This is a genomic window from Nocardioides convexus (assembly GCF_011090295.1).
In genome coordinates, this window is the sequence record NZ_JAAMYA010000001.1 from 2,419,619 (window position 1) to 2,443,718 (window position 24,100).

25 protein-coding genes, 1 tRNA gene and 10 pseudogenes are annotated in these 24,100 nt (G+C 70.5%); 8 read left to right on the top strand and 28 right to left on the bottom strand.

Features of this window, described 5'->3' with window-relative positions:
• Positions 1-248 precede the first annotated feature (248 nt).
• Both G5V59_RS18205 and G5V59_RS18210 read left to right on the top strand, forming a co-directional pair.
• The gene (locus tag G5V59_RS18205; RefSeq protein WP_278257417.1) at positions 249-578 is read left to right on the top strand and encodes a LysR family transcriptional regulator; all 330 of its coding nucleotides are present in this window, start codon (positions 249-251) and stop codon (positions 576-578) included.
• Between the two features lie 45 nt (positions 579-623).
• Positions 624-1,262, top strand: coding sequence for a hypothetical protein (locus G5V59_RS18210; RefSeq protein WP_278257418.1), 639 nt, complete (start codon positions 624-626; stop codon positions 1,260-1,262).
• Here the strand turns inward: G5V59_RS18210 and G5V59_RS18215 are convergent.
• From G5V59_RS18215 to G5V59_RS18230, 4 genes are all read right to left on the bottom strand, one after another.
• Positions 1,220-1,621 (bottom strand): hypothetical protein, encoded by a 402-nt coding sequence (locus G5V59_RS18215; protein ID WP_278257419.1) that lies wholly within the window; start codon positions 1,619-1,621, stop codon positions 1,220-1,222. The two genes, G5V59_RS18210 and G5V59_RS18215, sit on opposite strands and share 43 nt — an antisense overlap.
• A gap of 87 nt (positions 1,622-1,708) precedes the next feature.
• Entirely contained in the window at positions 1,709-2,056 is a 348-nt protein-coding gene (locus G5V59_RS18220; protein WP_278257420.1) for a hypothetical protein, read from the bottom strand.
• Positions 2,057-2,137: 81 nt separating this feature from the next.
• Positions 2,138-2,386 carry a hypothetical protein gene (locus tag G5V59_RS18225; protein WP_278257421.1) on the bottom strand — a complete coding sequence of 83 codons (249 nt, stop codon included), beginning with the start codon at positions 2,384-2,386 and terminating at the stop codon, positions 2,138-2,140.
• 260 nt (positions 2,387-2,646) lie between these two features.
• Positions 2,647-2,729 (bottom strand) — tRNA-Tyr (locus G5V59_RS18230).
• Positions 2,730-2,855: 126 nt separating this feature from the next.
• On the opposite strand from G5V59_RS18230, the pseudogene G5V59_RS18235 reads away from it, so the two are divergent.
• Positions 2,856-3,351: pseudogene (locus G5V59_RS18235) on the top strand (YajQ family cyclic di-GMP-binding protein).
• Here G5V59_RS18235 and G5V59_RS18240 read toward each other — a convergent pair.
• Positions 3,342-3,608 (bottom strand): hypothetical protein, encoded by a 267-nt coding sequence (locus G5V59_RS18240; protein WP_278257422.1) that lies wholly within the window; start codon positions 3,606-3,608, stop codon positions 3,342-3,344. The pseudogene G5V59_RS18235 and the gene G5V59_RS18240 sit on opposite strands and share 10 nt — an antisense overlap.
• Before the next feature lie 720 nt (positions 3,609-4,328).
• Here G5V59_RS18240 and G5V59_RS18245 point away from each other — a divergent pair.
• Together G5V59_RS18245 and G5V59_RS18250 are read left to right on the top strand one after the other, a co-directional pair.
• Entirely contained in the window at positions 4,329-5,084 is a 756-nt protein-coding gene (locus G5V59_RS18245) for a lytic transglycosylase domain-containing protein (RefSeq protein ID WP_278257423.1), read from the top strand.
• A 20-nt stretch (positions 5,085-5,104) separates the two neighbouring features.
• Positions 5,105-5,560 (top strand): SRPBCC family protein, encoded by a 456-nt coding sequence (locus tag G5V59_RS18250; protein ID WP_278257424.1) that lies wholly within the window; start codon positions 5,105-5,107, stop codon positions 5,558-5,560.
• On the opposite strand, the gene G5V59_RS18255 is transcribed toward G5V59_RS18250, so the two are convergent.
• The 7 genes and pseudogenes from G5V59_RS18255 to G5V59_RS18280 all read right to left on the bottom strand — a co-directional run bounded on the left by G5V59_RS18255 (position 5,545) and on the right by G5V59_RS18280 (position 9,756).
• Positions 5,545-5,940 carry a hypothetical protein gene (locus G5V59_RS18255; protein WP_278257425.1) on the bottom strand — a complete coding sequence of 132 codons (396 nt, stop codon included), beginning with the start codon at positions 5,938-5,940 and terminating at the stop codon, positions 5,545-5,547. The genes G5V59_RS18250 and G5V59_RS18255 overlap by 16 nt on opposite strands.
• A 112-nt stretch (positions 5,941-6,052) precedes the next feature.
• On the bottom strand, positions 6,053-6,307 hold the full coding sequence (locus G5V59_RS18260) for a TOBE-like domain-containing protein (protein ID WP_341351248.1): 255 nt from the start codon (positions 6,305-6,307) through the stop codon (positions 6,053-6,055).
• Between the two features lie 42 nt (positions 6,308-6,349).
• Complete coding sequence (locus G5V59_RS37030; protein WP_341351249.1) at positions 6,350-6,619, bottom strand: hypothetical protein; 270 nt, start codon at positions 6,617-6,619, stop codon at positions 6,350-6,352.
• A 139-nt stretch (positions 6,620-6,758) separates the two neighbouring features.
• A pseudogene (locus G5V59_RS37035) lies at positions 6,759-6,947 on the bottom strand (ATP-binding cassette domain-containing protein); the annotation flags it as partial.
• Positions 6,948-7,040: 93 nt separating this feature from the next.
• Positions 7,041-7,808: a sulfate ABC transporter permease subunit gene (locus G5V59_RS18270; RefSeq protein ID WP_278257426.1), complete on the bottom strand. Its 768-nt coding sequence runs from the start codon at positions 7,806-7,808 to the stop codon at positions 7,041-7,043.
• A 73-nt stretch (positions 7,809-7,881) separates the two neighbouring features.
• Positions 7,882-8,178: an ABC transporter permease subunit gene (locus tag G5V59_RS18275; protein ID WP_278259919.1), complete on the bottom strand. Its 297-nt coding sequence runs from the start codon at positions 8,176-8,178 to the stop codon at positions 7,882-7,884.
• Positions 8,179-8,628: 450 nt separating this feature from the next.
• The gene (locus G5V59_RS18280; RefSeq protein ID WP_278257427.1) at positions 8,629-9,756 is read right to left on the bottom strand and encodes an extracellular solute-binding protein; all 1,128 of its coding nucleotides are present in this window, start codon (positions 9,754-9,756) and stop codon (positions 8,629-8,631) included.
• A 432-nt stretch (positions 9,757-10,188) separates the two neighbouring features.
• Here G5V59_RS18280 and G5V59_RS18285 point away from each other — a divergent pair.
• The 3 genes and pseudogenes from G5V59_RS18285 to rarD all read left to right on the top strand — a co-directional run bounded on the left by G5V59_RS18285 (position 10,189) and on the right by rarD (position 14,106).
• A pseudogene (locus G5V59_RS18285) lies at positions 10,189-12,089 on the top strand (2-oxoacid:acceptor oxidoreductase subunit alpha).
• A gap of 45 nt (positions 12,090-12,134) precedes the next feature.
• A complete protein-coding gene (locus tag G5V59_RS18290; RefSeq protein ID WP_341351250.1) occupies positions 12,135-13,190 on the top strand; it encodes a 2-oxoacid:ferredoxin oxidoreductase subunit beta in 1,056 nt (351 codons plus the stop codon).
• A gap of 115 nt (positions 13,191-13,305) precedes the next feature.
• Entirely contained in the window at positions 13,306-14,106 is an 801-nt protein-coding gene (gene rarD, locus G5V59_RS18295; RefSeq protein WP_341351251.1) for an EamA family transporter RarD, read from the top strand.
• Between the two features lie 16 nt (positions 14,107-14,122).
• Here rarD and G5V59_RS18300 read toward each other — a convergent pair whose 3' ends face one another.
• The 16 genes and pseudogenes from G5V59_RS18300 to G5V59_RS37055 all read right to left on the bottom strand — a co-directional run.
• On the bottom strand, positions 14,123-14,542 hold the full coding sequence (locus tag G5V59_RS18300; protein ID WP_278257428.1) for a hypothetical protein: 420 nt from the start codon (positions 14,540-14,542) through the stop codon (positions 14,123-14,125).
• A 156-nt stretch (positions 14,543-14,698) separates the two neighbouring features.
• Complete coding sequence (locus tag G5V59_RS18305; RefSeq protein ID WP_278257429.1) at positions 14,699-14,902, bottom strand: flavin reductase family protein; 204 nt, start codon at positions 14,900-14,902, stop codon at positions 14,699-14,701.
• Positions 14,814-15,104, bottom strand: a complete 291-nt coding sequence (locus tag G5V59_RS18310; RefSeq protein ID WP_341351252.1) for a flavin reductase family protein — start codon at positions 15,102-15,104, stop codon at positions 14,814-14,816. The genes G5V59_RS18305 and G5V59_RS18310 overlap by 89 nt, the downstream gene beginning before the upstream one ends.
• A gap of 191 nt (positions 15,105-15,295) precedes the next feature.
• Positions 15,296-15,667 carry a hypothetical protein gene (locus G5V59_RS18315; protein WP_341351253.1) on the bottom strand — a complete coding sequence of 124 codons (372 nt, stop codon included), beginning with the start codon at positions 15,665-15,667 and terminating at the stop codon, positions 15,296-15,298.
• A 70-nt stretch (positions 15,668-15,737) separates the two neighbouring features.
• Positions 15,738-15,911, bottom strand: a pseudogene (locus tag G5V59_RS18320) (polyprenyl synthetase family protein); the annotation flags it as partial.
• Positions 15,851-16,258, bottom strand: a complete 408-nt coding sequence (locus G5V59_RS18325) for a polyprenyl synthetase family protein (protein ID WP_278257430.1) — start codon at positions 16,256-16,258, stop codon at positions 15,851-15,853. The gene G5V59_RS18325 and the pseudogene G5V59_RS18320, both read right to left, overlap by 61 nt.
• Before the next feature lie 84 nt (positions 16,259-16,342).
• On the bottom strand, positions 16,343-17,002 hold the full coding sequence (locus tag G5V59_RS18330; RefSeq protein WP_278259922.1) for a proton-conducting transporter membrane subunit: 660 nt from the start codon (positions 17,000-17,002) through the stop codon (positions 16,343-16,345).
• 91 nt (positions 17,003-17,093) lie between these two features.
• Positions 17,094-17,702, bottom strand: a pseudogene (locus G5V59_RS37040) (proton-conducting transporter membrane subunit); the annotation flags it as partial.
• A gap of 391 nt (positions 17,703-18,093) precedes the next feature.
• Positions 18,094-18,867: pseudogene (locus tag G5V59_RS18340) on the bottom strand (NADH-quinone oxidoreductase subunit M); the annotation flags it as partial.
• Between the two features lie 604 nt (positions 18,868-19,471).
• Positions 19,472-21,427 (bottom strand): annotated as a pseudogene (gene nuoL / locus G5V59_RS18345) (NADH-quinone oxidoreductase subunit L).
• Positions 21,428-21,434: 7 nt separating this feature from the next.
• A complete protein-coding gene (gene nuoK, locus G5V59_RS18350) occupies positions 21,435-21,728 on the bottom strand; it encodes an NADH-quinone oxidoreductase subunit NuoK (protein WP_278259923.1) in 294 nt (97 codons plus the stop codon).
• 12 nt (positions 21,729-21,740) lie between these two features.
• Complete coding sequence (locus G5V59_RS37045; protein ID WP_341351254.1) at positions 21,741-22,211, bottom strand: NADH-quinone oxidoreductase subunit J; 471 nt, start codon at positions 22,209-22,211, stop codon at positions 21,741-21,743.
• A gap of 55 nt (positions 22,212-22,266) precedes the next feature.
• Positions 22,267-22,509, bottom strand: a pseudogene (locus tag G5V59_RS18355) (NADH-quinone oxidoreductase subunit J); the annotation flags it as partial.
• A gap of 79 nt (positions 22,510-22,588) precedes the next feature.
• Positions 22,589-23,105: pseudogene (gene nuoI / locus G5V59_RS18360) on the bottom strand (NADH-quinone oxidoreductase subunit NuoI); the annotation flags it as partial.
• The gene (locus G5V59_RS37050) at positions 23,098-23,697 is read right to left on the bottom strand and encodes a complex I subunit 1 family protein (protein WP_341351255.1); all 600 of its coding nucleotides are present in this window, start codon (positions 23,695-23,697) and stop codon (positions 23,098-23,100) included. The gene G5V59_RS37050 and the pseudogene nuoI, both read right to left, overlap by 8 nt.
• A 61-nt stretch (positions 23,698-23,758) precedes the next feature.
• Positions 23,759-24,025, bottom strand: a pseudogene (locus tag G5V59_RS37055) (NADH-quinone oxidoreductase subunit H); the annotation flags it as partial.
• Positions 24,026-24,100: the final 75 nt, after the last annotated feature.

Below are 24,100 nucleotides of genomic sequence, written 5' to 3' on the forward strand. Positions count from 1 at the left end.
CACGCCCGGGTTATGGCCGCCCACCCGCGCCGTCACGGCCGCCCCTGCCGATCCTGTGCGCTGCGGCAGGATTTGCCGACAATTCTCCCGGCGTTCGCCTCTTTTCACGTCCAGCCAACGGTGCTTGGCTTGACCCACCGGATCGCTTCTCGGGGCAGCAACCGCGACGCTGCGTGCTCACCCCGTGGATCGACCTCGAACTCGGATGGGGGACCCGATGCGTATCCAGTCACGTCACCTCGAGCCTGGTGGAGGCCGTGTCCCGCCACCGCAGCATGGGCGCCGCCGCGCGCGCCCTGGGGACGTCGCAGCCGGCCGTGACGGCGCAGGTCCGGCGCATCGAGAACGAGACTCGGCGTCGTCCTCTTCGACCGCTGCCGCTCCGGGGCCGTCCCGACGGCCGCGGGCGCCACCCTGGTCGAGGGCTGGCGATCGATCAGCGCCAGCCTGGAGGAGCCTGTTCGCCCGGGTGCGGGCACAGTCCGACGCGGAGGTGCTGCGCTTCGGCTGCAACTACAGCAGCGTGGCCGTGGGCATGCTTCCCGCGCTGGAGCAGGCCTGGCCCGAGCGGACGGTGATCCCCCACGTCGACGCCTCGAGCGCCCGGCAGCACGAGTCTGCTCGTGAGCGGGCAGGTCGCCGCCACGCTCGTCTCGATCCACCCGCAGCACGACGCACCGGTGCCGCCCGGCTTCCGCGAGGAGGTCGTCATCCCCCTCGAGGGCACGGTCGTCGCGCTGGCCGGCGACCACCGCTTCGCGGATCGCGAGGAGGTGGACCTCGCCGACCTCGGCGGGGGAGGCCTGGCTGCTCCCGCCCGGCGAGCCGGACGGGACGCTGACGGCCCTGCACCGAGCCTTCGCGGCCGCGGGGATCAAGCCGCGGACGCCATTCGGCGCCGTCGACCTGATCGATTTCTGGCCCTACGTCGCGGCAGGCCGTGCCGTCAGCATCTGCCTCGACCACGCCCGCAACCCCGACGACGTCGCGCTCCGGCCGCTGGCGGGCCGGCCCATCGAGACCCGGCGTGTCCTGCGGTGGAACCCGGACCTGCTGCCCGACAGCGCGGCCGCGACCCTGCTCGCCCTCTCCGTCGACTACCTCGAGGCCCGCACGCACGAGGCGCGCGAGCGCAACGGCTTCGGGCGGGGACCGCACGACCCTGCCTGAGCGACCCCGACCCCGCCCCGGCGAGCGGGACGGGGACGGGTCCACCGGGTCAGAGCACGCCGGTGTTCTCCTGCAGGCCGTGCCGGTCGTAGATCCCGGTCACCGTGCTGCCCGGCGACGGGTAGCGGTGAGCGAAGTAGGCCTTCACGCCGGGGCTCACCTCGGTCGCCATCGCGGCGAAGCCGCTGTTCCAACCGCCGTCCGCGGCCCACAGGTCGAGCATCGCGGCGCCGACGTTGCCCTGCGTCGCCCGGCCACCGGGCCACGCGCACTGCTGGCCGGCCGTGCAGCCGCTGGGCTCGAAGGGGGCCGGGGCCTTGTTGGCGTCGGGGTAGACGTACTGGCGGTCGCCGAGCACCTTCGCGGCGACGGCGTCGGCGAAGCCCTCGGTCCAGGCGCACGACTCCGACGAGGCCCGGTCGATGTAGTGCGGGTTGCAGGCGTTGACCACCGGGAAGCGCTGGTTGTGCAGACTGCCACTGCAGCCAGTGCCCGGCCTCGTGGATGATGGTGTGCTGCGACCACTGGTCGTACTTGTCTAGGACGACGTACTTGGTGTTGACCAGGTTCCCGGAGGAGTCGACGTAGGAGTCGCCAGCCTTCTGGTAGTCCCACCAGCCGCCCTCGGTGCGATCTGACGCCCAGACGACGGTGAGGGTCTCGCAGGTGCCGGCGTCGATCTTGGCGAAGCAGGACGAGGCCGCGTCCCGCTGGCTGTAGAGCCTTGTTGAGCACGGCGAGGACCCGGAAGGCGCCCTGCTCGTCGGCCGGCGGCTGCACGACGCCGTAGTCCTTGGTGCCGCTCTGCGTCGCGATCGTGGGGGTGGAGAACCAGTGCAGGTCGTTGTTGGTGGGCGTCTTGACGACGTCGTGGATCACCCGCCACCGGCCACCGGCGGCGGTGGTGCCGAAGTAGACCTCCAGGCCGGAGACCGAGGACCTGCCGGTGCAGGCCGAGAAGGTCCCGTCAGTGTTGGTCTCGCCGGTCGCGAGCAGGGAGCCTGGTGTCCCAGACCTCGAACTTGGCGCGCGGCACCGCCGCCGTGAGCGACGACTGCGACTCCGCATCCGGGGAGGTGTACTTCAGCGTGCCCTTCACGCACGTGTCGGCGGCGGCCACGGCGGGCGGGGTGAGGACCGGCACGGCGCCGGCGCCGGCCAGCGCGAGGACGGCGAGCGCCATCCGCAGGGGTGATCGACCGGGGGAGAGTTTCATCGACGAGCTCCTTCGACAGGTTCGGTGAGCGTTGTCCGCGACGACGGCCGTCGCGGCGCACGATCGGTGCGCCCGGCTGTTGTGACCTGGATCACGCCGGCGCAGGCAATGCAATGTCACATTGCTCTACCTGTCAAGGGCCGGCCCGTGGTGATCCATGCGAAGCGCCCGCGCACCCGGCCCGGCGGGGACCGGTAAACGGCAAAAGCGAACCGCCCCTGACCCGCGAAGTCGCTGGTCAGGGGCGGTATCGGTTCCCGTGGCAGATGCAGGATTCGAACCTACGTAGGCAATGCCGGCTGATTTACAGTCAGGCTCCCTTTGGCCGCTCGGGCAATCTGCCGGGAGTGTCACCAGCCCCGCTCCTTGCCTGAGAGCGTTTCCGAGTTGGAAGGTCGGCGACGACGCGAAACAATAGCGCAGCAGCACCGCCCGGCAGAAAAACCCCAACGACGCGCAGGTGAGATCCATGGCCGATTCCTCGTTCGACATCGTCAGCAAGGCTCGACCGCCAGGAGGTCGACAACGCCCTCGGGCAGACCGCCCGCGAGATCGCCACCCGGTTCGACTTCAAGGGCACCGGCGCGAGCATCGAGTGGAAGGGCGAGCAGGCGATCGAGATCAGCGCCTCGGCCGACGACCGCGCCAGTGCCGTGCTCAGCGTCTTCCAGGACAAGGCTGATCAAGCGCAACCAGTCGCTCAAGATCCTCGACGCCTCCGAGCCGCGCCAGTCCGGCCAGGTCTCGAAGATCGACGTCGCCCTCAAGGAGGGCATCACCTCCGAGGACGCCAAGAAGATCTCCAAAGCCTGATCCGCGACGAGGGCCCCAAGGGCGTCAAGGCGCAGATCCAGGGCGACGAGCTCCGCATCTCCTCGAAGAAGCGCGACGACCTCCAGGCCGTGCAGGCCCTGGTGAAGGCGCAGGACTACGAGTTCGCGGTGCAGTTCACCAACTACCGCTGACGTTGCACGACGCCCGGCTCTCGCCCTCCTGGCCAACGTGCAGGGTGGGCGAGAGGCCCGGGGCTCAGTCGTGTCCCAGCAGGACCGCACTGATCGCCGTGCCGAGCCCGGTGATCTCGGCCGCCTCGGCCGGAGTGGTGTTGCCGTCGGCCTCGGCCAGCGCGGCCCGCAGGCTCCGTGAGCGCCCTGGTCGCGCTCCCGCGTCGCGGCTTGGAACCTCTCTCCTGCTTGGCGGAGCCGTCCTCTCTGCTCGTCACCCAGCATCTGAGCGACCTCCTCCCACGACCGCGCACGGCCGCCTCGTCGGCGTCTTGCCCCCAGCGGTACCCGTGCCCCGCACAGGACATGCGGTCGCCGTCCCGGAGAGTGGAGCCGACTGGCCCGCGGACCGGCGAAACCGCCCCACCCGGGGCCCTCGAGTGAGGCGGCCAGCGTTTCTGGCCGAAGCCGGGCCCGCCTAGGCGATTCCCGACCTGGCCGCTTGCTTGACCGAGGCACCGAATGGCGAGCCATCGCGGCTGGACCTCTCCTTGGTCCCGACGGTACGCCCCCGAAGTCTCGACGTCACGGGAATGATGCGACGACCGCACGTCGGGGATCCCAGGCCCCGCGCGACGGGCGCTCTCTTGTCGCTTGGCGGCCCCGGGCGGACCAACGGCCCACCGAAATCCGCCCGGGGTCTCGCCACGCCGAAGGCCGCCCGAGGAGGCGTGCTCCCGAGTGACTCCACAGCGGGACGTGTCCTGTTGCTACCCGTTCCCCCCGTGCCGATCCGCCCGCGTCCCCCCGGCTTCTGGGAAGCAGCACGGCGGATATCCTGGGTCCGTTCCGCAGACAGCCCACACGAGACCGAGGAACCCGTGAGCAACCGCCGCAGCCGCCAGGTTCCGCGCACGTCCGGCGACGGGTCCGTGGAGATCTCGGGGCACCCGTCCCCGGCTCTGCGCCCCACCGGCTCCCGTTGACGTGTCGCCGTCGTGAGGTTCGATCGGGCGTTCGCCACCGCACTGGCGGTGGTCATCGCGGGACTGGCGCTGCTGTCCGGTCTCGCCCTCGCCGTCGCGTACGCCGGGCAGGACGCGTCGCGGTCCCAGCCGCTCCCGGCGCCGCCGGCCGTCGTACCGACCGCGGTGGCGACGGTCGGCAGCGCCCCGCAGGCGCCCGCGGTCGACCCCTACCGCCCCGACGAGACCTGGCTCGCGACGACCGCGACCAGGACCGGCATCCCGGCGCGGGCCCTGGCGGCGTACGCCCGGGCTCACCTGCGCGTCGCCGACGAGCAGCCCGGGTGCAAGGTCGCGTGGAACACGATCGCCGCGCTCGGTGGTGTGGAGTCGCGGCACGGCACGATCCACGAGTCGGCGCTCGGCGCGGACGGCCTCTCGGTGCCCGCCATCCGCGGGCCCGCGCTCGACGGCGGGGCGTTCGGGGCGGTGCCCGACACCGACGGCGGCATCCTCGACGGTGACACCCGCTGGGACCGGGCGGTCGGGCCGTTGCAGTTCATCCCCTCGACCTGGGCGACCTGGGCCGCCGACGGCAACGGCGACGGCGTGGCCGACCCGAACCAGATCGACGACGCCACCCTCGCCGCCGGCCGCTACCTGTGCCACAGCGGCGACCTCTCCAGCGCGGACGCGTGGCGGCGCGCGGTGTTCAGCTTCAACCACTCCGACGCCTACGTCGCCGACATCGCGGGCCTCGCCAACACCTACGCCCAGCGCGCTCGCTGATCCTCGGGCATCATGCGGGCATGCACCCCGCCGCCCGGATCGAGATCGACGCCCCGCTGGAGCAGGTGTGGGCGATCATGCTCGACACGGAGCGGTACGCCGAGTGGAACCCCTTCGTCGAGCGCGCCGTCACCGCCCAGCCGCCGGCCGTCGGCAACCCGATCGTGCTGCACGTGGTGTGGGTGAACGGGAAGCGGACCCGCTCCCCCGAGCGGATCACCGCGCTCGACGGCCCCACCACCGACCCCGCCACCGGTACGACGAGCGCGCTGATGTCGTACGTCTACGAGGGCCTGCCCGCCCACCTCGGCCTGGTCCGGGGAGTGCGCCACCAGCGGCTCACCCAGCGCCCGGGCGGCCCCACGTCGTACGACACGGTGGAGGAGGCTCCGCGGGCCCCTGGTGCGCCTCGCGGGGCCGGCCCGGGTGGCCGACGGATTCCGGCGGCACGCGGAGGGGCTCAAGCGTCGGGCTGAAAGCCCTTCGCCGCCGGCGGGATGAGGTGGTTGGAGTTGCGCGCGGCCCACAGCGAGAAGCCGAGGACGGCCGCGCCGCAGATGATGTCGGCGACGATGTGCACCTGGCGCCACCACACCATGGAGCCCGCCCCCGGCACCGTGTAGTGCGCGATGCCGACCAGCCCGGAGACGGAGTAGCCGGTCAGGAAGACCGCCGCGGTGGTGATGTGCCGGCGCAGCCACAGCAGCAGGCCGATACCGCCCAGCGCGGTGAACAGGAACCACCCGCCCGCCACCAGCCCCGCCGAGGGCGCCGGGATCGTCGCGTCCGGCCCCGGCAGCGGGTAGTCGTCGTAGTTGACGTAGTTGTCGACGTAGTGGACGACCGACACCAGCACGGCCACCCCCAGCAGCCAGCACAAGACGCGCGTCGCCCGGAGGTAGGCTCACGGGCCCAGCCTAGGGGGCGGAGAGGGTGCGGGCCCGGTCCCGCACCGTCTCCGCGCAGGCTCAGGCGCTCGCCGCCCCGAGCACCGGCACGGACGTGGCGCCCGTGGTCGGCCGCAGCCAGACCCGGGCACCGGCGTCGAGGTCCAGCGCGCGAGCGTGGGTGCGGGAGAGCACGACCAGGGCCGGCTCGGCCTGCCCCTCGACGTCGACGGTGAGGCGGACCTCGAAGCCGACCCGCAGCGCGCGGGTGATCGTCCCCGCGAGCGCCCCGGGCGCGCCCGGGGCGGTCGTCAGGTCGATGTCGTGCGGGCGCAGCCGTACGCCGCCGAGCCTGGGTCACCTCGCCGAGGAAGCCCATCACGAAGTCGTTGGCCGGCTCGTCGTAGAGCCTGGTCGGGCGTGCCGATCTGCTCGATCCGGCCCTCGTTGATGACCACGATCTCGTCGGCGACCTCCGGGGCCTCCTCCTGGTCGTGGGTCACGAAGACCGTCGTCACGTGCACCTCGTCGTGCAGCCGGCGCAGCCAGTCGCGCAGGCTCCTTGCGGACCTTCGCGTCGAGCGCCCCGAAGGGCTCGTCGAGCAGCAGCACCGAGGGCTCCACCGCGAGCGCCCGGGCCAGCGCCAGGCGCTGGCGCTGGCCACCGGAGAGCCTGCGAGGGCAGCCGGTGGGCGAACTGCGAGAGGTGCACCGGACTCGAGGGAGCCTCGGCCACCTTGGCCTTGACCTCTGCCTTGGGCCGCTTGCGGATCTCCAGGCCGAAGGCGACGTTCTTGGCGACCGTCATGTGCTTGAAGACGGCGTAGTGCTGGAACACGAAGCCGACGTTGCGCTTCTGCGGAGGCAGCCGGGTGGCGTCGGTGCCCTCGATCTCGACCTGACCGCTGTCGGCGGACTCCAGGCCGGCGATGATGCGCAGCAGGGTGGACTTGCCGCCACCGGAGGGACCGAGCAGCGCGGTGAGCCTGACCGGTGGGCAGGGAAACGTTGATGTTCTCCAGGGCCACGAAGTCGCCGTACGACTTGTTGACCCCTCGTACCTCGATGCTCATGCGTGATCTTCCTTGCGGATGAGGGACACCACGACGAGGGCCAGCACGGAGGCGAGCACGAGCACGAAGGCGGCGGCGTACGCCGTGGGCTCCTCGTAGTTGGTGTAGCGGTTCTGGATGAGGAGGGTCGCGGTCTCGCCGCGGAACTCGGCACCGGGGCTGACGATCTTGACCGCGCCGAACTCACCCAGCGAGCGGGCCATGCTCAGCACGACGCCGTAGATCACGGCCCACTTGATGCTGGGCAGGGTGATCCGGCGGAAGGTCTGCCAGCCGTTGGCGCCCAGGCTGCTGGCGGCGAGCTCGGCGTCGGTGCCGATCTCCTCCAGCACCGGGACGATCTCGCGGATCACCAGCGGCAGGCTGACGAAGGCGGTCGCCATGATCAGCCCGGGCGTCGTACCGATGATGTAGAAGCCGACGCCCGCCAGCGCCTCGCCGAACCAGCCCTTGCCGGTGCTGTAGGCCAGCACCAGCGCGAGGCCGACCACGACCGGGGACACCGACATGGGCAGGTCCACGAGCACCGAGAGGACCCGCCGGCCGGGGAACCGGTAGCGGACGATGAGCAGCGAGATCCCGACGCCGAAGACGGTGTTGATCACGACCGCCCAGAACGCGACGGTCCCGGTCAGGTTGAAGGCGTACGACACCGACGGGTCGCCCAGGCGCTCGAAGAAGGCACCGAAGCCGCCCTCGGCGCCGGCCTTGACCGGGGCGAAGGTCTGCTTGGTGACCTCGTAGAGCGGCCAGATGACCAGCACGGCGAGGTAGACGATGACGAACGCCCGCAGGGCGTAGGCCACCGGGCCGCGACGGGCCCGGATCTGTCGGGTGTCAGCCACGGCGCGCCACCCTCCGCGAGATCAGGTCCAGCGCCACGATCGTCACCACGGCGACGATCAGCAGCAGCACGGCCACCGCGGCGGCCCCGGCCTGGTTGTCGCCCTCGAGGAACTTGAGGATCTTCAGCGACGCGACCTCGGTCTTGTACGGCGTGTTGCCCGAGATCAGCACCAGCGACCCGAACTCGCTGATCGCCCGCGCGAAGCCCAGCGACGAGCCGGCCGCGATCGCCGGCACCAGGCTCGGCAGGATGATCCGGCGGAAGGTCGTGAACCGCGAGGCGCCCAGCGACGCGGCGGCTTCCTCGACGTCCGCGTCGGGTCTCGATGAGCACCGGCTGGACGGTCCGTACGACGAACGGCAGGGTCACGAAGAGCAGGGCCAGGAAGATGCCCCGCTGGGTGTTGACGATGTTCACCCCGACCGGGCTGTTCGGCCCCCACAGGCTGAGCAGCACCAGGCCCGCGACGATCGTCGGCAGCGCGAACGGGATGTCGATGACGACGTCCAGGATCCGCTTGCCGAAGAACTGGTCGCGGACCAGCACCCAGGCCACGACCGTGCCGAGCACGGCGTTGACCACCGTCACCAGCAGCGCCTCGACGACCGTCAGCCGCAGGGCGGCGAAGGTCTGGGCGTCGGTGAGGGTGCCCCAGAAGGCGCCCCAACCACCGGCGGCGGCCGCACCGACCACCGCGGCGAGCGGGATCAGCACCAGGATGCTGAACCACACCAGCGCTACGCCGAGGCCGAGGCGAGAGGCGAGGGTGAGCGGGAGGCGGCCCGAGCCTGTCGCCCCTGACACGGCCCGAGGGCCGGTTCCTGGTCGGAACCGGCCCTGGGGATGACACGAGCGTGTCGGTCACTGCTTCGTGGCTTCGGCGTACAGCTTTGTCGAAGCGGAGTCTGGCGCCGTCCTTGCCGAACCACTCCTTGTTGATGGCGCTCCAACCGCCGAGGTCGGCGGCGGTGCTCAGGTCCTTGACCGGCGGGAAGGGGTTGCTCGGGTCGTTGGCACCCTCGACCTTGACGCCGCTGATGTCGACGTCGGTCACCGGGCGGAAGCCCTTGGACACGAAGGCCAGCCTGGCCCTTGTCGCTGAGGATGAAGTCCAGCCAGTCCTTCGCGACCGGGACGGAGTCCTTGAGGACGGCGCCCGGGTTCTCGATCTTGAAGGTGTGGTCCGGGACGACGTAGTCGAGGTCCTCGCCGTTCTGCTTGGCCAGGATGGCCTCGTTCTCGTAGGTCAGCAGGACGTTGCCCACGCCCTTCTTGAAGGCCTCGGTCGCCTCACGGCCGCTGGCGGCCCAGGTCTTGACGTTCTTGAAGACCTTCACGAGGAAGGCGTTGGCCTGCTCCTCGGTGGCGCCGGTGGACTTCGCGTAGGTGTAGAGCGCGAGGACGTTCCACTTCGCCGAGCCGGAGCCTGGCCGGGTCGGGGGTGACGATCTTGACGTCGGGGCGCGTGAGGTCGCTCCAGTTCTTGATGCCGAGCGGGTTGCCCTTCTCGGTGGCGATGACGGCGACCGAGCCTGGAGACGATGCCCTTGTTGGGGCCCTGGTTCCAGCTTCTCGTCGACCAGGCCGGCGTCGACCAGGCGGGTCATGTCGGGCTCCAGGGAGAACACGACGTAGTCGGTGTCCTTGCCCTTGGTGTCCGCGACCTTGCGGCTCTGGTCGCCGGAGGGGCCGTAGGCGCCGGAGAACTTCACGTCCTTGCCGGCGTCGGTCTTGTTGAACTCGACGGCGGCGGCCTTGTTGCCCGCCTCGGGGACGGCGAACCCGACGATGTTGATCGTCTTGTCCTTGCTGTCGCTCCCACCGTCGGCGCTCGCGCAGGCGGTCAGCGCCAGCGCGCCAGTCATCGCCAAGGCAGCAGCCTTCATCATTCGCTTCATGTCTCGCACCCAATCAGTCAGTCAGGTGGTCTCGGGAACCACCTGGTGAATCTGACTAAAGAATACATGTTCACTGGACTTTGATCGCAATGTGAGACGTGTCGCGAGACGACGAGGTCGCGACCCGGCGAGACGCTCATCACTCGGAGCGCGGTACGACGCCTGCGCGGCGCGGTCTATCGTGGGGAGGTCGCGGCCGACCTTGGCTGGACAGGTGTCCACCCAAATGTGGAACGTGTTCTAGAAATGGCCGTAGACTTCGCAGAGTCCGCCGTCGGTGCGCGCCGGGACGGACGCCCCCGCCGCCCGAGAGAAGTGGACCGAACGTGAGCCAGACCAAGCAGGTCAAGCAGCCTGGACCGGGTGATCATCCGGTTCGCCGGCGACTCCGGCGACGGCATGCAGCTGACGGGTGACCGCTTCACCCAGGAGTCGGCGGTCTTCGGCAACGACCTGGTCACCCTGCCGAACTTCCCGGCCGAGATCCGCGCCCCCCAGGGCACCATCCCCGGGGTCTCCTCGTTCCAGATCCACTTCGCCGATCACGACATCCTGACCGCCGGCGACCGCCCCGACGTCCTGGTGGCGATGAACCCGGCGGCGCTCAAGGCCAACCTGGGCGACCTGCCCAAGGGCGCGACGATCATCGTCGACACCCACGACTTCTCCAAGCGCAACCTCGACAAGGCGGGCTACTCCTCCAACCCGCTCGACAAAGCTCGGCGAGGTCGACGACATCCTCGCCGGCTTCCAGGTGCAGCCGGTCGACCTCACCGGGATCACCGTCGAGGCGGTCAAGGAGTTCGGCCTCTCCCGCAAGGATGCCGCCCGCGCGAAGAACATGTTCGCCCTCGGCCTGCTCTCCTGGATGTACGGCCGCCCGACCGAGCCGACCATCACCTTCCTCGAGCGGAAGTTCGCGAAGGTCGCCGACATCCTCGGCGCCAACATCGCCGCCTTCAAGGCCGGCTGGAACTACGGCGAGACCACCGAGACCTTCGTCGTCCAGTACGAGATCAAGCCGGCCAAGATGAACGCCGGCACCTACCGCAACATCACCGGCAACCTGGCGCTGTCCTACGGTCTGGTGGCCGCGGGGGTGCGCTCCGGGCTGCCGGTCTTCCTGGGCTCCTACCCGATCACCCCGGCCTCCGACATCCTCCACGAGCCTGAGCAAGCACAAGGGCTTCGGCGTCACCACGCTGCAGGCCGAGGACGAGATCGCCGGCATCGGCGCCGCGATCGGCGCCTCCTTCGCCGGCCAGACTCGGCATCACCACGACCTCCGGGCCGGGCATCGCGCTCAAGTCCGAGGCGATCGGCCTGGCCGTGATGACCGAGCCTGCCGCTCGTCGTCGTCAACGTCCAGCGCGGCGGCCCCTCGACCGGCCTGCCCACCAAGACCGAGCAGGCCGACCTGCTCCAGGCGATGTACGGCCGCAACGGCGAGGCCCCGGTCCCGATCGTGGCGCCGCAGTCCCCCGGCGACTGCTTCGCCGCCGCGGTCGAGGCCGCCCGGATCGCGATCACCTACCGCACCCCGGTCTTCCTGCTCTCCGACGGCTACCTCGCCAACGGCTCAGAGCCGTGGGCGATCCCGTCCGTGAAGGACCTGCCCGTCATCGACCCCGCCTTCGCGACCGGGCCGAACAAGGTCTCGACCGGCTCCGACGGCGACGAGCCGGACACGTTCTGGCCCTACCTGCGCGACGAGGAGACCCTGGCCCGTCCCTGGGCGATCCCGGGCACCGCAGGCCTGGAGCACCGCATCGGTGGCCTGGAGAAGGGCGAGGGGCACGGCAACATCTCCTACGACCCGGCCAACCACGACAAGATGGTCCGCATCCGTGCCGAGAAGGTCCAGCGCATCGCCAACGACCTCCCGCCGCTGGAGGTGGAGGACCCCTCGGGCGAGGCCAAGGTGCTGGTGATCGGGTGGGGCTCGACGTACGGCCCGATCGGTGCCGCCTGCCGCCGGGTACGACGCGCGGGCTACCACGTCGCGCAGGCACACCTGCGCCACCTCAACCCGTTCCCCAACGACCTGGGCGAGATCCTCAAGCGCTACGACAAGGTGCTCGTGCCCGAGATGAACCTCGGCCAGGCTCTCGCGGCTGCTGCGCGCGGAGTACCTCGTCGACGCCATCGGCTACAACCACGTCTACGGCCTGCCGCTCAAGGCGGCCGAGCTCGCGGAGGCGGTGGGCGCGCTCGTCGGCGAGGCCGAGGGCCGCACCGTCGACCTGGGCGAGCACGGACTCAATCTTCCCGCCGACCACGAGGAGGCTCCGGTCAAGTGACGACCATCGACCTCGGCAACCCGTCCCTGCGCTCCGGCACCGAGCCTGGTGCCGTCGCTGGACGAGGGCCAGACGCAGACCGCCAAGGAGTTCTCCAGCGACCAGGAGGTCCGCTGGTGCCCCGGGTGCGGCGACTACGCCGTCCTCAAGGCCGTCCAGTCCTTCCTCCCCGACCTCGGACTCCGACGCGAGAACATCGTCTTCGTCTCCGGCATCGGCTGCTCCTCACGCTTCCCCTACTACCTCGACACCTACGGCATGCACTCCATCCACGGACGTGCGCCCTCGATCGCCACCGGCATCGCCACCGCCCGCGAGGACCTGTCGGTCTGGGTCGTCACCGGCGACGGCGACGCCCTCTCCATCGGCGGCAACCACCTCATCCACGCCCTGCGCCGCAACGTCAACATGACGATCCTGCTGTTCAACAACCGGATCTACGGACTCACCAAGGGCCAGTACTCCCCCACCTCCGAGGTCGGCAAGGTCACCAAGTCCACCCCCGCCGGCTCGCTCGACCACCCGTTCAACCCGGTCTCGCTGGCGCTCGGCGCCGAGGCCTCGTTCGTGGCGCGGACCATCGACTCCGACCGCAAGCACCTCACCGCCGTCCTCGCCGCCGCCGCCGCCCACCGCGGCACCTCCCTGGTCGAGATCTACCAGAACTGCCCGATCTTCAACGACGGCGCCTTCGACGCCATCAAGGACCGCGACAACGCGCACGCGCTGATCCCGCTCACCCACGGCGAGCCGATCACCTTCGGTGTGCGCGAGGAGACCACCGGTCTCGGCGACAAGGCCCTGGTCCGTGGCGCCGGCGGCGGCGTCGAGGTCGCCGACACCGCGTCCGTCGCGGCCGAGGCGATCATCGTCCACGACGCCGCGAACCCGGACCCGTCCACGGCCTTCGCGATCTCGCGGCTGACCGACGCGGGCTACCTCAACCGGAGCCCGATCGGGATCTTCCGCCAGGTCGAGCGGCCGACGTACGACGACCAGGCGCGCGCGCAGGTCGCCGACGCCGCCGCGAAGGTCTCCGGAAGCGCCGAGGACCGGCTGACCGCCCTCATCAACGCCGGCGACACCTGGACGATCGACTGACCATGCATGGCTGACACCAGGCGCGGCCTGCTGCTCGGGGTTGCCGCGTACCTGATGTGGGGGGGCCTTCCCGCTCTACTGGCCCCTGCTCGAGCCCAGCGGAGCCATCGAGATCCTGGCCCACCGGATGGTCTGGTCGGTCGTCGTGATGGGCCTGCTGGTGGTGCTGCTGCGCCGCGGGCGGCAGCTGCGTGCGATCGTCCGCGACCGTCGTACGGCGCTGCTGCTGGTGGTCGCGGCGATCACCATCACCTCCAACTGGGGCACCTTCATCTACGGCGTCAACAGCGACCGGGTCGTAGAGACCTCCCTGGGCTACTTCATCAACCCGCTGGTGACGGTGCTGATGGGCGTGCTCCTGCTCGGCGAGCGGCTGCGGCCGCTGCAGTGGGGCGCCCTCGCGACCGGCTTCGTCGCCGTGGCGGTGCTGACCGTGGACTACGGCCGGCCGCCGGTGGTCGCGCTGGTGCTGGCCTTCTCCTTCGGCACCTACGGCCTGGCGAAGAAGTCCGCCGGGGTCGGCGCGATCGAGAGCCTGGCCTTCGAGACGGCCGTGATCGCGCCCTTCGCGCTGGTCTACCTGGTGTGGCTGGGAGCGGCGGGGCGCTCCCACTTCACCGGTGAGGGTGCGGGGCACGTGGCGCTGCTGGTCGCGAGCGGTGCGGTGACCGCCGTACCGCTGCTGTGCTTCGGGGCGGCCGCGACGCGGGTGTCGATGACGACGCTGGGCCTGCTGCAGTACCTCGCGCCGGTCCTGCAGTTCCTGCTCGGGATCACCGTGCTCGGCGAGTCGATGCCGCCGGGGCGCTGGGTGGGCTTCGGCCTGGTCTGGCTGGCCCTGGCGATCTTCACCGTCGAGGCCCTGAGACACCGACGGCGGACGCTCGGCCGGGTGGCCGAGGCGTCCGCCGTGTGACGGGTGCCGCGCAGGATCAGCGGCAGGTGAAGGTGCCGACGTACTGCTTGTAGAGCGAGTACCGCACGGTCGGCTTGATCACGATGCGGTAGGCGGTGCTGCAGACACCGCGGAAGCGGATCGAGAACGCGCCGGTGCCGGGGGCCGAGCGGACCGAGGTGACGGCGTGGTAGCCGGGGCGGCCGCCGTTCTTGTGCGACTGCAGGTAGACGCGGATGCCGGGAGCCGACTTCAGGTTGCCCTTGATGTAGACGGTCCGGGTGCCCTTGACCTGGACGGAGCGCAGGTTGGTCACGACGTGGCGCGGAAGCGCCTTCTGCGCGACGGTGGCCTGGGTGGTCGGGGTGGCCGCGTGGGCGTTGGTGGTGGCCGTCAGACCGAGGACGGTCGCGGCGAACACGGCGACGAAGGCCGTGATGAGGCGCGTCATGCGCATGGGGATCTCCTCCGGGGATCTTGTTTCTGTGTGCTCCGAGCATCTGCCCATCCCGGCCGGAAGTAAAACCCGTGCCCGCGATCGGGCGGAAAAGGCCGCGCGCGGCAGCGGCGGGGTGCGCGCCGCTGCCGCGCGAGGCGATCGGGGGTACGCCGCTCAGGCGCTGCGCTCCAGGCGGCCGAAGCCGCTGCGGTGGAAGACCAGAGGATGGCCGGCGTCGTCCTCGGCGCCGGTGTCGACGGCATGGACCTGGAGCAGGACGATGATGTGGTCACCGGCCTCGACCTCGCGGTACAGCGTGCAGTCGAAGCGGACCAGGCCCTCGTCGAGGGTCACCGCGCCGTCCTCGCTGATGCTCACCTCGACGTCGGCGAAGCGCCCGGCCACCGGCCCGGAGAGCCTGGCGGCACACGCTGCCGTGGTGGTCGGCGAGCACGGTGACGCCGAAGTGACGGGCCCGGCGCAGGTCCGGCCAGGTCTTCGAGGTCCGCGCGACGGAGACCGAGACCAGCGGCGGGTCCAGGCTGACCGAGGTGAAGGAGGCTGGCGGCGAGGCCGACAGGCGCGCCGTCGACCTCCGCGGCGAGGGCGACCACCCCGGTCGGGAACACCCCGAACGCCTGCCGCAGCGCGACCGGGTCGAGGTCCTGGTTGGTCGTCAGGAGGCTCATGCCCTCAAAGTTAACTGGTTTGGTGCAGATTAACGAGGGGGGTCCGGAACGGTTCGGCCGAGGGCGTGCAAGGCGCGACCGATCACGGTGTGACCGGGCGCGGTCTCAGGCGGTGCGGACCGCGACCACGTCGGCGAAGTCCTCCAGCGCGGTGCGCACCGACCCCTCGGGCAGGGCGGCGAGCAGGGCCTTGGCCTCCCGGGCCCGGTCGACGACGTAGGCCTTCGCCTGCGCCATCGCCGGGTGCTTGCGCAGCAGGTCCAGCGCCTCGGCGTGCAGGGCGGCGTCGGCGGCCAGGTCCGTGCGCTCGGGGTCCAGCAGGCTCCCGCAGGCGGTCGTCGGCCGGGTCGCTCGACGCGCGTGCCAGCAGCACCGGCAGGGTGGGCACGCCCTCCTTGAGGTCGGTCCCGGGCGTCTTGCCGGACTCCTCGGTCTCGGAGGCGATGTCGAGGATGTCGTCGGAGAGCCTGGAAGGCGGTGCCGACCAGCTCGCCGTAGGCCGTCAGCGCCTCCACGACTGCCGGCTCCGCACCGGCGAAGAGGGCGCCGTAGTGCGCGGAGGTGGCGATCAGGGAGCCGGTCTTGCCGGCGACGACGTCGAGGTGGTGCGCGAGCGCGTCCTCCTCGGGGCCCGGCTTCACGGTCTCCAGGATCTGGCCCTCGACCAGCCGGGTGAAGGTCGCGGCCTGGATCCGCACCGCCTCCGGGCCGAGCCTGGGCGGTCAGGCTCGGAGGACTTCGCGAACAGCCAGTCACCGGTGAGGATGGCGACCAGGTTGTCGTAGCGGGCGTTGGCGGAGTCCTCGCCGCGACGCAGCGCGGCCTCGTCCATCACGTCGTCGTGGTAGAGCGAGCCGACGTGGGTGATCTCCACGACGCTCGCCGCGGTGAGCACCTCGGGCGCGTCCGGGCGCGGTCCGGCCTCGGCGGCGAGCAGCACCAGCAGCGGACGGAACCTCTTGCCGCCGGCGGCGAGCAGGTGTCGCGCCGCCTCGGTGACGTACGGCGCCCGGCTGGACGCGTGGGCGTAGAGGTCCTCCTCCACGACGGCCAGGCGCGCGCGCAGCCGTTCGGCGAGCGCGGTGTCGTCGATCGGGAGGGCGAGACTCGGCCGGACGTGCAGGTGGTCTCACCTGATGAAGTCTCCCGTATGGGTGACCAGATCGAGAACCGGCCCCGGCACGACGCCCAGCACGAGGGTGGCGGCCAGGCACACCACGACTGTCGCCGAGGTGAGGAGCGAGGGCCGGGTGACCGCACCCGCGCCGTCCGGGTGGGCGTCGACGAAGAACATCAGCCGGATGTGGCGCACGTAGAAGGTGATCGCGACGATGCTGGACGCGATCGCCACCAGCACGATCGGCCGGGCGCCGGCGGACATCGCCGAGGTGAAGACCGCCCACTTGCCGATGAAGCCCGCGGTGAGCGGGATCCCGGCCATCGAGAGCAGGAAGAAGGCGAACGCCCCGGCCACGAGCGGTGAGCGCTTGCCCAGGCCGGCCCAGCGGTCGTAGTGGGTCGCCTCGCCGCCGGCGTCGCGGACCAGGGTGACCAGCGCGAAGGAGCCGATCATCGCGAAGCCGTAGGTGGTCAGGTAGAAGAGCACGCCCTCCAGCGAGGAGTACTGGCCCTCTGCCAGGTCGCCGGCGCTCTGCACGCCGAGCACGCCCACGAGCAGGAAGCCGGTGTGCGCGACGGAGGAGTAGGCGAGCATCCGCTTCACGTCGTTCTGGACGACGGCCAGGGCCGCCCCCAGCACCATCGACGCGATCGCGACGACCCACAGCATCGGCACCCAGGCTCCAGCGCTCGCCACCGAAGGCGACGTACATCAGCCGCAGCAGGGCGCCGAAGGCGGCGACCTTCGTCCCGGCGGCCATGAACGCGGTGACCGCGGTGGGCGCACCCTGGTAGACGTCGGGGGTCCAGGCCTGGAAGGGCACGGCGCCGACCTTGAAGAGCAGGCCGACAGCGAGCAGGGCGATGCCCGCGAGCAGCAGGCCGTGGTTCGCACCACCCGCGCGGGCGGCCTCGTTGATGCCGGCGAAGTCGACCGAGCCGGCGTAGCCGTAGACCAGCGCGGCACCGTAGAGGAAGAAGCCGGAGGCGAAGGCGCCGAGCAGGAAGTACTTCATCGCGGCCTCCTGGCTCAGCAGGCGGCGCCGGCGGGCGAGACCACAGAGCAGGTACAGCGGCAGCGAGAGCACCTCCAGCGCGACGAACATCGTGAGGAGGTCGCCGGAGGCCGGGAAGAGGAGCATGCCGCCGACCGCGAACAGCAGCAGCGGGTAGACCTCGGTGTGCTCCAGGCCGCGGGTGGAGGCGTCGCGCTCGGTGTCGGTGCCGGGCAGCGCGGCCGCCTGGCCGGTGAACGCGGAGACCCCGCCCTCCAGCCGGCGCTCGGCGAAGAGCGCGACCCCGCCGATCGCGAAGACCAGCAGCAGGCCCCACAGGTAGACGGTCGGGCCGTCGACCACGACGCTGCCCATCGCCCCGACCAGGCCCTTGCCGGAGCCTGCCGTCGAGGCCGCGGTGCTCGTCGAGACCGGAGCCGACCACGATCGTCGCGACGAGCGCGAGGACCAGCACGACCAGGGTGAGCACGACCTGCGGGAGCCGGCGGGTGCCGCGCGGCAGGAGGGCCTCGAAGAGCACACCGACACAGGCACCGCCGAGGACGACGAGGAGCGGCAGCAGCTCGGCGTACTCGAGCTCGGGCTTGATGAACTCCATCAGTGCGCCTCCTCCACGTCGTGCTGCACCGACGTCGGGTCGACCGTCGGCGGATGGTCCTGCACGCCGACGTGCTCGAGCAGGCTCACCCACCGTCGGGTTGGCCGCGTCGAGCAGGGGTGCGGGGTAGAAGCCGAAGAAGACCAGTGCGGCCACCAGCGGGGCGACGGCGGCGATCTCGCGCAGGCCGAGGTCCTTGGTGTCGGCGGCCTGGGGCGGCGTGGGCCCGGTCATCGTGCGCTGGTACATCCACAGCACGTAGATCGCGGCCAGCACCACGGCCGTGATGGCGATCGCACCGACGTACCAGGCATAGCCGAAGGCCGCGAGGAGAACCAGGAACTCGCTCACGAAGGGCGAGAGACCCGGCAGGCCGAGGGTGGCCAGGCCGGCGACGAGGAAGAGCCCCGCGAGCACCGGTGCGACCTTCTCGATGCCGCCCATCTCGCTGATCCGCGAGGTGCCGCGGCGGTCGTAGAGGTAGCCCGCGACGAGGAAGAGCGCGGCCGTGCCGAGCCCGTGGTTGACCATGTAGAGGATCGAGCCGGAGGCGCCCTGGGTGCTCATCGTGAAGATGCCGAGGGTGATCAGGCCGAAGTGGCTCAGCGAGGTCAGGCCGATCAGGCGGAAGATGTCGTCCTGCCCGATGGCGATCAGGGCGCCGTAGACGACCGAGATCAGGGCCAGCGTCACGACGAGCGGGGTCGCCCACTGCGAGGCCTCGGGGAAGATGCCGAGGCAGAAGCGCAGCATCCCGAAGGTGCCGATCTTGTCGAGGATGCAGACGAGCAGCACGCCGGTGCCGGGCGTGGCCTTCTCGGTCGTGTCGGCGAGCCAGGTGTGCACCGGGAACAGCGGCGCCTTGATCGCGAAGGCGATGAAGAAGCCGAAGAACAGCCAGCGGCCGGCCTCGGTGCCGATGTCGAGCCTTCTCCGGGTCCGAGAGCAGGTACGACGGCTCGCCCTGCTGGGCGGAGACGACGTAGAGCCCGATCACGCTCGCCAGCAGGATGAGCCCGCCCGCGAGCCTGGAACATCAGGAACTTCAGGGCCGCGGCGCCGCGGCCGGCGCGGCCGAAGGAGCCGACGAGGAAGTACGCCGGGATGAGCGTCGCCTCGAAGACGACGTAGAAGAGGAAGACGTCGGTGGCGCAGAAGACCGCGAGGGACAGGCCCTCCAGGGCCAGGGTCCACGCCACGAAGGCGCGCGCGCCGCCGCCCTCGGGGTCGTCGGCCTTGAACCACTCCGCGCCGAGCACCAGCGGGACCAGCAGGACGGTGAGCAGCACCATGAGCAGGCCGAGACCGTCGAGGCCGAGGGCGTAGTGCACCCCGAACGCCTTGATCCACTCCTGCTCCTCGACGAGTCGACGGCCACCGTCCACGTCGTACTGCAGGGTGGCGACGATGCCGAGGACCAGGGTCACCAGCGCGACGCCGAGCCCGATGGTCTTGCTCAGCGCGCGCGGCGCGAGGGCCACCACCAGCGCCCCGGCGATCGGGAGCCAGATCAGGATCGACAGCATCAGTTCACCACCAGCAGCGTCAGGACGAGGATCACGGCGCCGCCGAGGATCCCGAGGGCGTAGGAGCGCACGTAGCCGTTCTGCATGCGGCGCAGCGAACCACCGGTGCCGGCGACGACCGTCGCTCCCCCGGTGAACAGCCCGTCGACGAGCGAGCGGTCCACGCCGACCAGGCCGCGCGCGGTCGCCTTGCCGGGGTTCACCACCAGCGCGTCGTTGATCGCGTCGCCGTAGAGGTCGGCCCGGGCCGCCTTCGTCGCGAAGGACACCTCGGCCGGCGCCTCGCGCGGCACCTGCTGCCTGCCGACGAGGAACCACGCGAGCGCCACGCCGGCGGCGACCACCGCGATGGTGATCAGGGTGATGAGGATGACCGGGATCGGCGGCTCCTCGTGCTCGGCGTGGCCGACGACCGGGCTCAGCCAGTCGACGATCCAGTTGCCGGCGAGCATCAGGCCGCCGAGCGCGGAGAGCGCGGCGAGGACGATCAGCGGGATCGTCATCACCTTCGGGCTCTCGTGCGGGTGCACGTCCTTGCCCCAGCGCTTCTGGGTGAAGAACGTCATCAGCATCATCCGGGTCATGTAGAACCCGGTGATGCCGGCGCCCAGCAGGGCGCAGATGCCGACGACCGGGTTCTCGACCAGTGCGGTCTCGATGATCTTGTCCTTCGACCAGAAGCCGGCGAAGGGCGGGACGCCGATGATCGCGAGGGAATCCGAGCGCGAAGGTCGCGAAGGTGACGGGCAGCGCCTTCTGCAGCGCGCCGTAGTGGCGCATGTCGACGTCGTCGTCCATGGCGTGCATGACCGATCCGGCGCCGAGGAACATGTTGGCCTTGAAGAAGCCGTGGGTCAGCAGGTGGAAGATCGCGAAGGCGTAGCCCGCGACGCCGAGCCCGGCGCCCAGCATCATGTAGCCGATCTGGCTCATCGTGGAGCCGGCCAGGCCCTTCTTGATGTCGTCCTTGGCGCACCCGATGATCGCGCCCCACAGCAGGGTGACGGTGGCGACGATGACCACCGCGGTCTGCGCGGCCGGGGCGAGCCTCGAAGACGAAGTTCGACCGGGTCACCAGGTAGACGCCGGCGGTGACCATGGTCGCCGCGTGGATCAGCGCGGAGACCGGGGTCGGACCCTCCATCGCGTCCAGGAGCCAGGCCTGGAGCGGCACCTGGGCCGACTTGCCGCACGCGCCGACGAGGAGCAGCACGCCGATCCAGTTCAGCGTGGTCTCGGTCGCGCCGCTCGACAGCGCGCTCACGCCGGAGAAGCTCGTCGTGCCGAAGGTCGCGAACATCAAGAAGATCGCCAGGCCCAGGCCCATGTCGCCGACCCGGTTGATGACGAAGGCCTTCTTGGCCGCGGCGGCAGCGGACGGCTTGTGCTGCCAGAACCCGATGAGCAGGTACGACGCGAGGCCGACCCCCTCCCAGCCCAGGAACAGGCCCACGTAGTTCTCCGAGAGGATCAGCATGAGCATCGCCGCGACGAAGAGGTTCAGGTAGGCGAAGAACCGCGAGCGCCGGGGGTCGTGCTCCATGTAGCCCACGGAGTACAGGTGGATCAGCGCGCCGACGCCGGTGATCAGCAGCAGGAAGAGCGCCGACAGCGGGTCGTAGAGCAGGTCCAGCCCCACGTCGAGACGGCCCGCCTCGATCCACGTCCACAGGTGCTTCGCGACCTGCCGGTCACCCTCGTCGCGGCCGAGAAGGGTCAGGAACATGACCACGCTGAGCACGAAGGAGCCGGTGATCGTGGCGAGCCCGATCCAGTGCCCGTAGGCTCTTGGTCCGGGCGTTGCCGAGCAGCAGCAGGGCCGCGGCACCCAGCAGCGGCAGCGCGATGATCAACCACAGCAGGCTGAAGACCCCGTCGGCCTCCGTCGGGGCGACCACGGGGATGTGGGCTTCGGACTCGCTCACGGCGAGCGTCAGTGCGGAGAGTGCGTTCATCGTTCCCTCAGAACTTCAGCAGGCTGGCGTCGTCGACCGAGGCCGAGCGTCGGGTCCGGAAGATGGTCATGATGATCGCGAGGCCGACCACGACCTCCGCCGCGGCGACCACCATCACGAAGAAGGCGGCGATCTGCCCGTCGAGGTTGCCGTGCTGGTGGGCGAAGGCGACGAAGGCCAGGTTGCAGGCGTTGAGCATCGACTCCACGCACATGAACACCACGATCGCGTTGCGCCGGGTGAGCACCCCGATCGCGCCGATGGTGAAGAGGATCGACGAGAGCACCACGTACTCGGTCACGCTTGGTTCTCCTCACTGGAGCCGGTGCCGGCGTCCTTGCCGCCGGTCTCCGGCTTCTGCTCCGGCTGCACACCGAGCCTGCGACTTGATCGCCTCGATGTCGGTGAGCCCGGCGGACTGCATGGTGCCGCGGGCGGCGAGCACCCGGGAGACCGAGGCGGGCGCCGGGCTGCCGTCGGGCAGCAGGGCCGGGGTGTCGACGGCGTTGTGCCGGGCGTAGACGCCCGGCGGGGGCAGCGGTCCGAGGTGGGCGCCGGTCTCGGCGTACGCGCGCACCCGGTCGGCCGCGATGTCCGCCTGGGTACGACGCGGCGTGAGCCGCTCGCGGTGGGCCAGCACCATCGCGCCGACCGCCGCGGTGATGAGCAGCGCGCTGGTCGCCTCGAAGATGAAGACGTAGCGCGAGAACAGCAGGTTGGCGAGCCCCTGGACGTTGCCACCCTGGTTGGCCTCGTCGAGCCCGACCGCCGTGCCGAACGTCAGCCTGGGTGAGCCCGACGACCATGATCACCACGAACACGGCACCGGTGGCCCAGGCCAGCACGCGCTGGCCCTTGATCGTCTCCACCACCGAGTCGGAGGCGTCGACACCGACGAGCATGAGCACGAAGAGGAAGAGCATCAGGATCGCGCCGGTGTAGACGATGATCTGCACGGCGAACAGGAAGGGCGCCTGCAGCACGGCGTACAGCACGGCGAGGCTGATCATCACCACGGCCAGCAGCAGCGCGGCGTGCACCGCCTTGCGCACGAACAGCAGGCCCAGCGCGGCGATCACCATGATCGGCGCGAGGATCCAGAAGGCGGTCACTGCGGGGCCCCCTCGCCGCGGTAGTAGACGTCGTCGTCGCCGAGCAAGTCTGGGCGTGCGGCGGCTGCTCCATGCCCGGCAGCAGCGGGGCGAGCAGGTCGGACTTCTCGTAGATGAGGCTGGAGCGGCTGTCGTCGGCGAGACTCGTACTCGTTGGTCATCGTCAGCGCGCGGGTCGGGCACGCCTCGATGCAGAGCCCGCACAGGATGCAGCGCAGGTAGTTGATCTGGTAGACGCGGCCGTAGCGCTCACCGGCGGAGTAGCGGCCGGACTGCCCGTTCTCGTCCAGCCGGTCGTCGTTGGAGGCACCCTCGACGTAGATCGCGTCCGCGGGGCACGCCCAGGCGCACAAGGCTCGCAGCCCACGCACTTCTCCAGGCCGTCGGGCCAGCGGTTGGCCTGGTGGCGGCCGTGGAAGCGCGGCGCGGTGGGCGAGCTTCTCCTTCGGGTACTGCTCGGTGACCACCTTGCGGAACATGGTCCGGAAGGTCACGCCGAACCCGGCGACCGGGTCCCAGAACTGCTCCTTGACCGTGGGGCCCTTCGGGCTCTTCTGCTCAGCCATTGCGCACCCCTGCATCGCTCGTGTGGACGTCCGTGCGGAACACCAACGGCGCCGCCGCGCCGCGAACCGCACCACTGGCAGGCATCTCCGGCACCGGGAAGCCGCCGGCGCGCGGCGGGTTCACCGGCGCCGGGCCGTCGTCGGCCTGCTTCTCCGGGATCAGCCACCTGAGCACGAACACCGCCAGCAGCAGCCCGGCCGCGACCAGCCAGAAGGTCTGGTTGTTCCCGTCGAAGACGCCCTCGCTGCGCGCGACCTTGAAGGTCGCCACGACGACGATCCAGCCCAGCGAGATCGGGATCAGCCGCTTCCAGCCGAAGGCCATGAACTGGTCGTAGCGCAGCCGCGGCAGCGAGCCGCGCAGCCAGATGAAGACGAAGATGAAGAAGAGCACCTTGCCGAAGAACCACAGCACCGGCCAGTAGCCCTCGTTGGCGCCGGCCCAGACCTGGTCGATCCAGAAGGGCGCGTGCCAGCCGCCGAGGAAGAGCGTGGTGGCCAGCGCGGAGACCGTCGCCATGTTGATGTACTCGGCGAGGAAGAAGAGCGCGAACTTCAGGCTGGAGTACTCGGTGTGGAAGCCGCCGACCAGCCTCGCCCTCGGCCTCCGGGAGGTCGAACGGCGCCCGGTTGGTCTCCCCGACCATCGCGATCGTGTAGATGATGAACGATGGCGCCAGCGCCAGCCCGAACCAGATGTCGTCCTGGGCGGCGACGATCTCGCTGGTGGACATCGACCCGGCGTACATGAAGACCGCGACCAGGGCCAGGCCCATCGCGACCTCGTAGGAGATCATCTGCGCGCTGGAGCGCAACCCGCCCAGCAGGGAGTACGTCGAGCCGCTGGACCAGCCACCGAGGACGATGCCGTAGATGCCGATCGAGGCGATCGCCATCACGAAGAGCACCGCCACCGGCATGTCGGTCGGCCTGCAGCGGCGTGCGCTCACCGAACAGGGTCACCTCGGGGCCGAACGGGATCACGCTGAACGTCA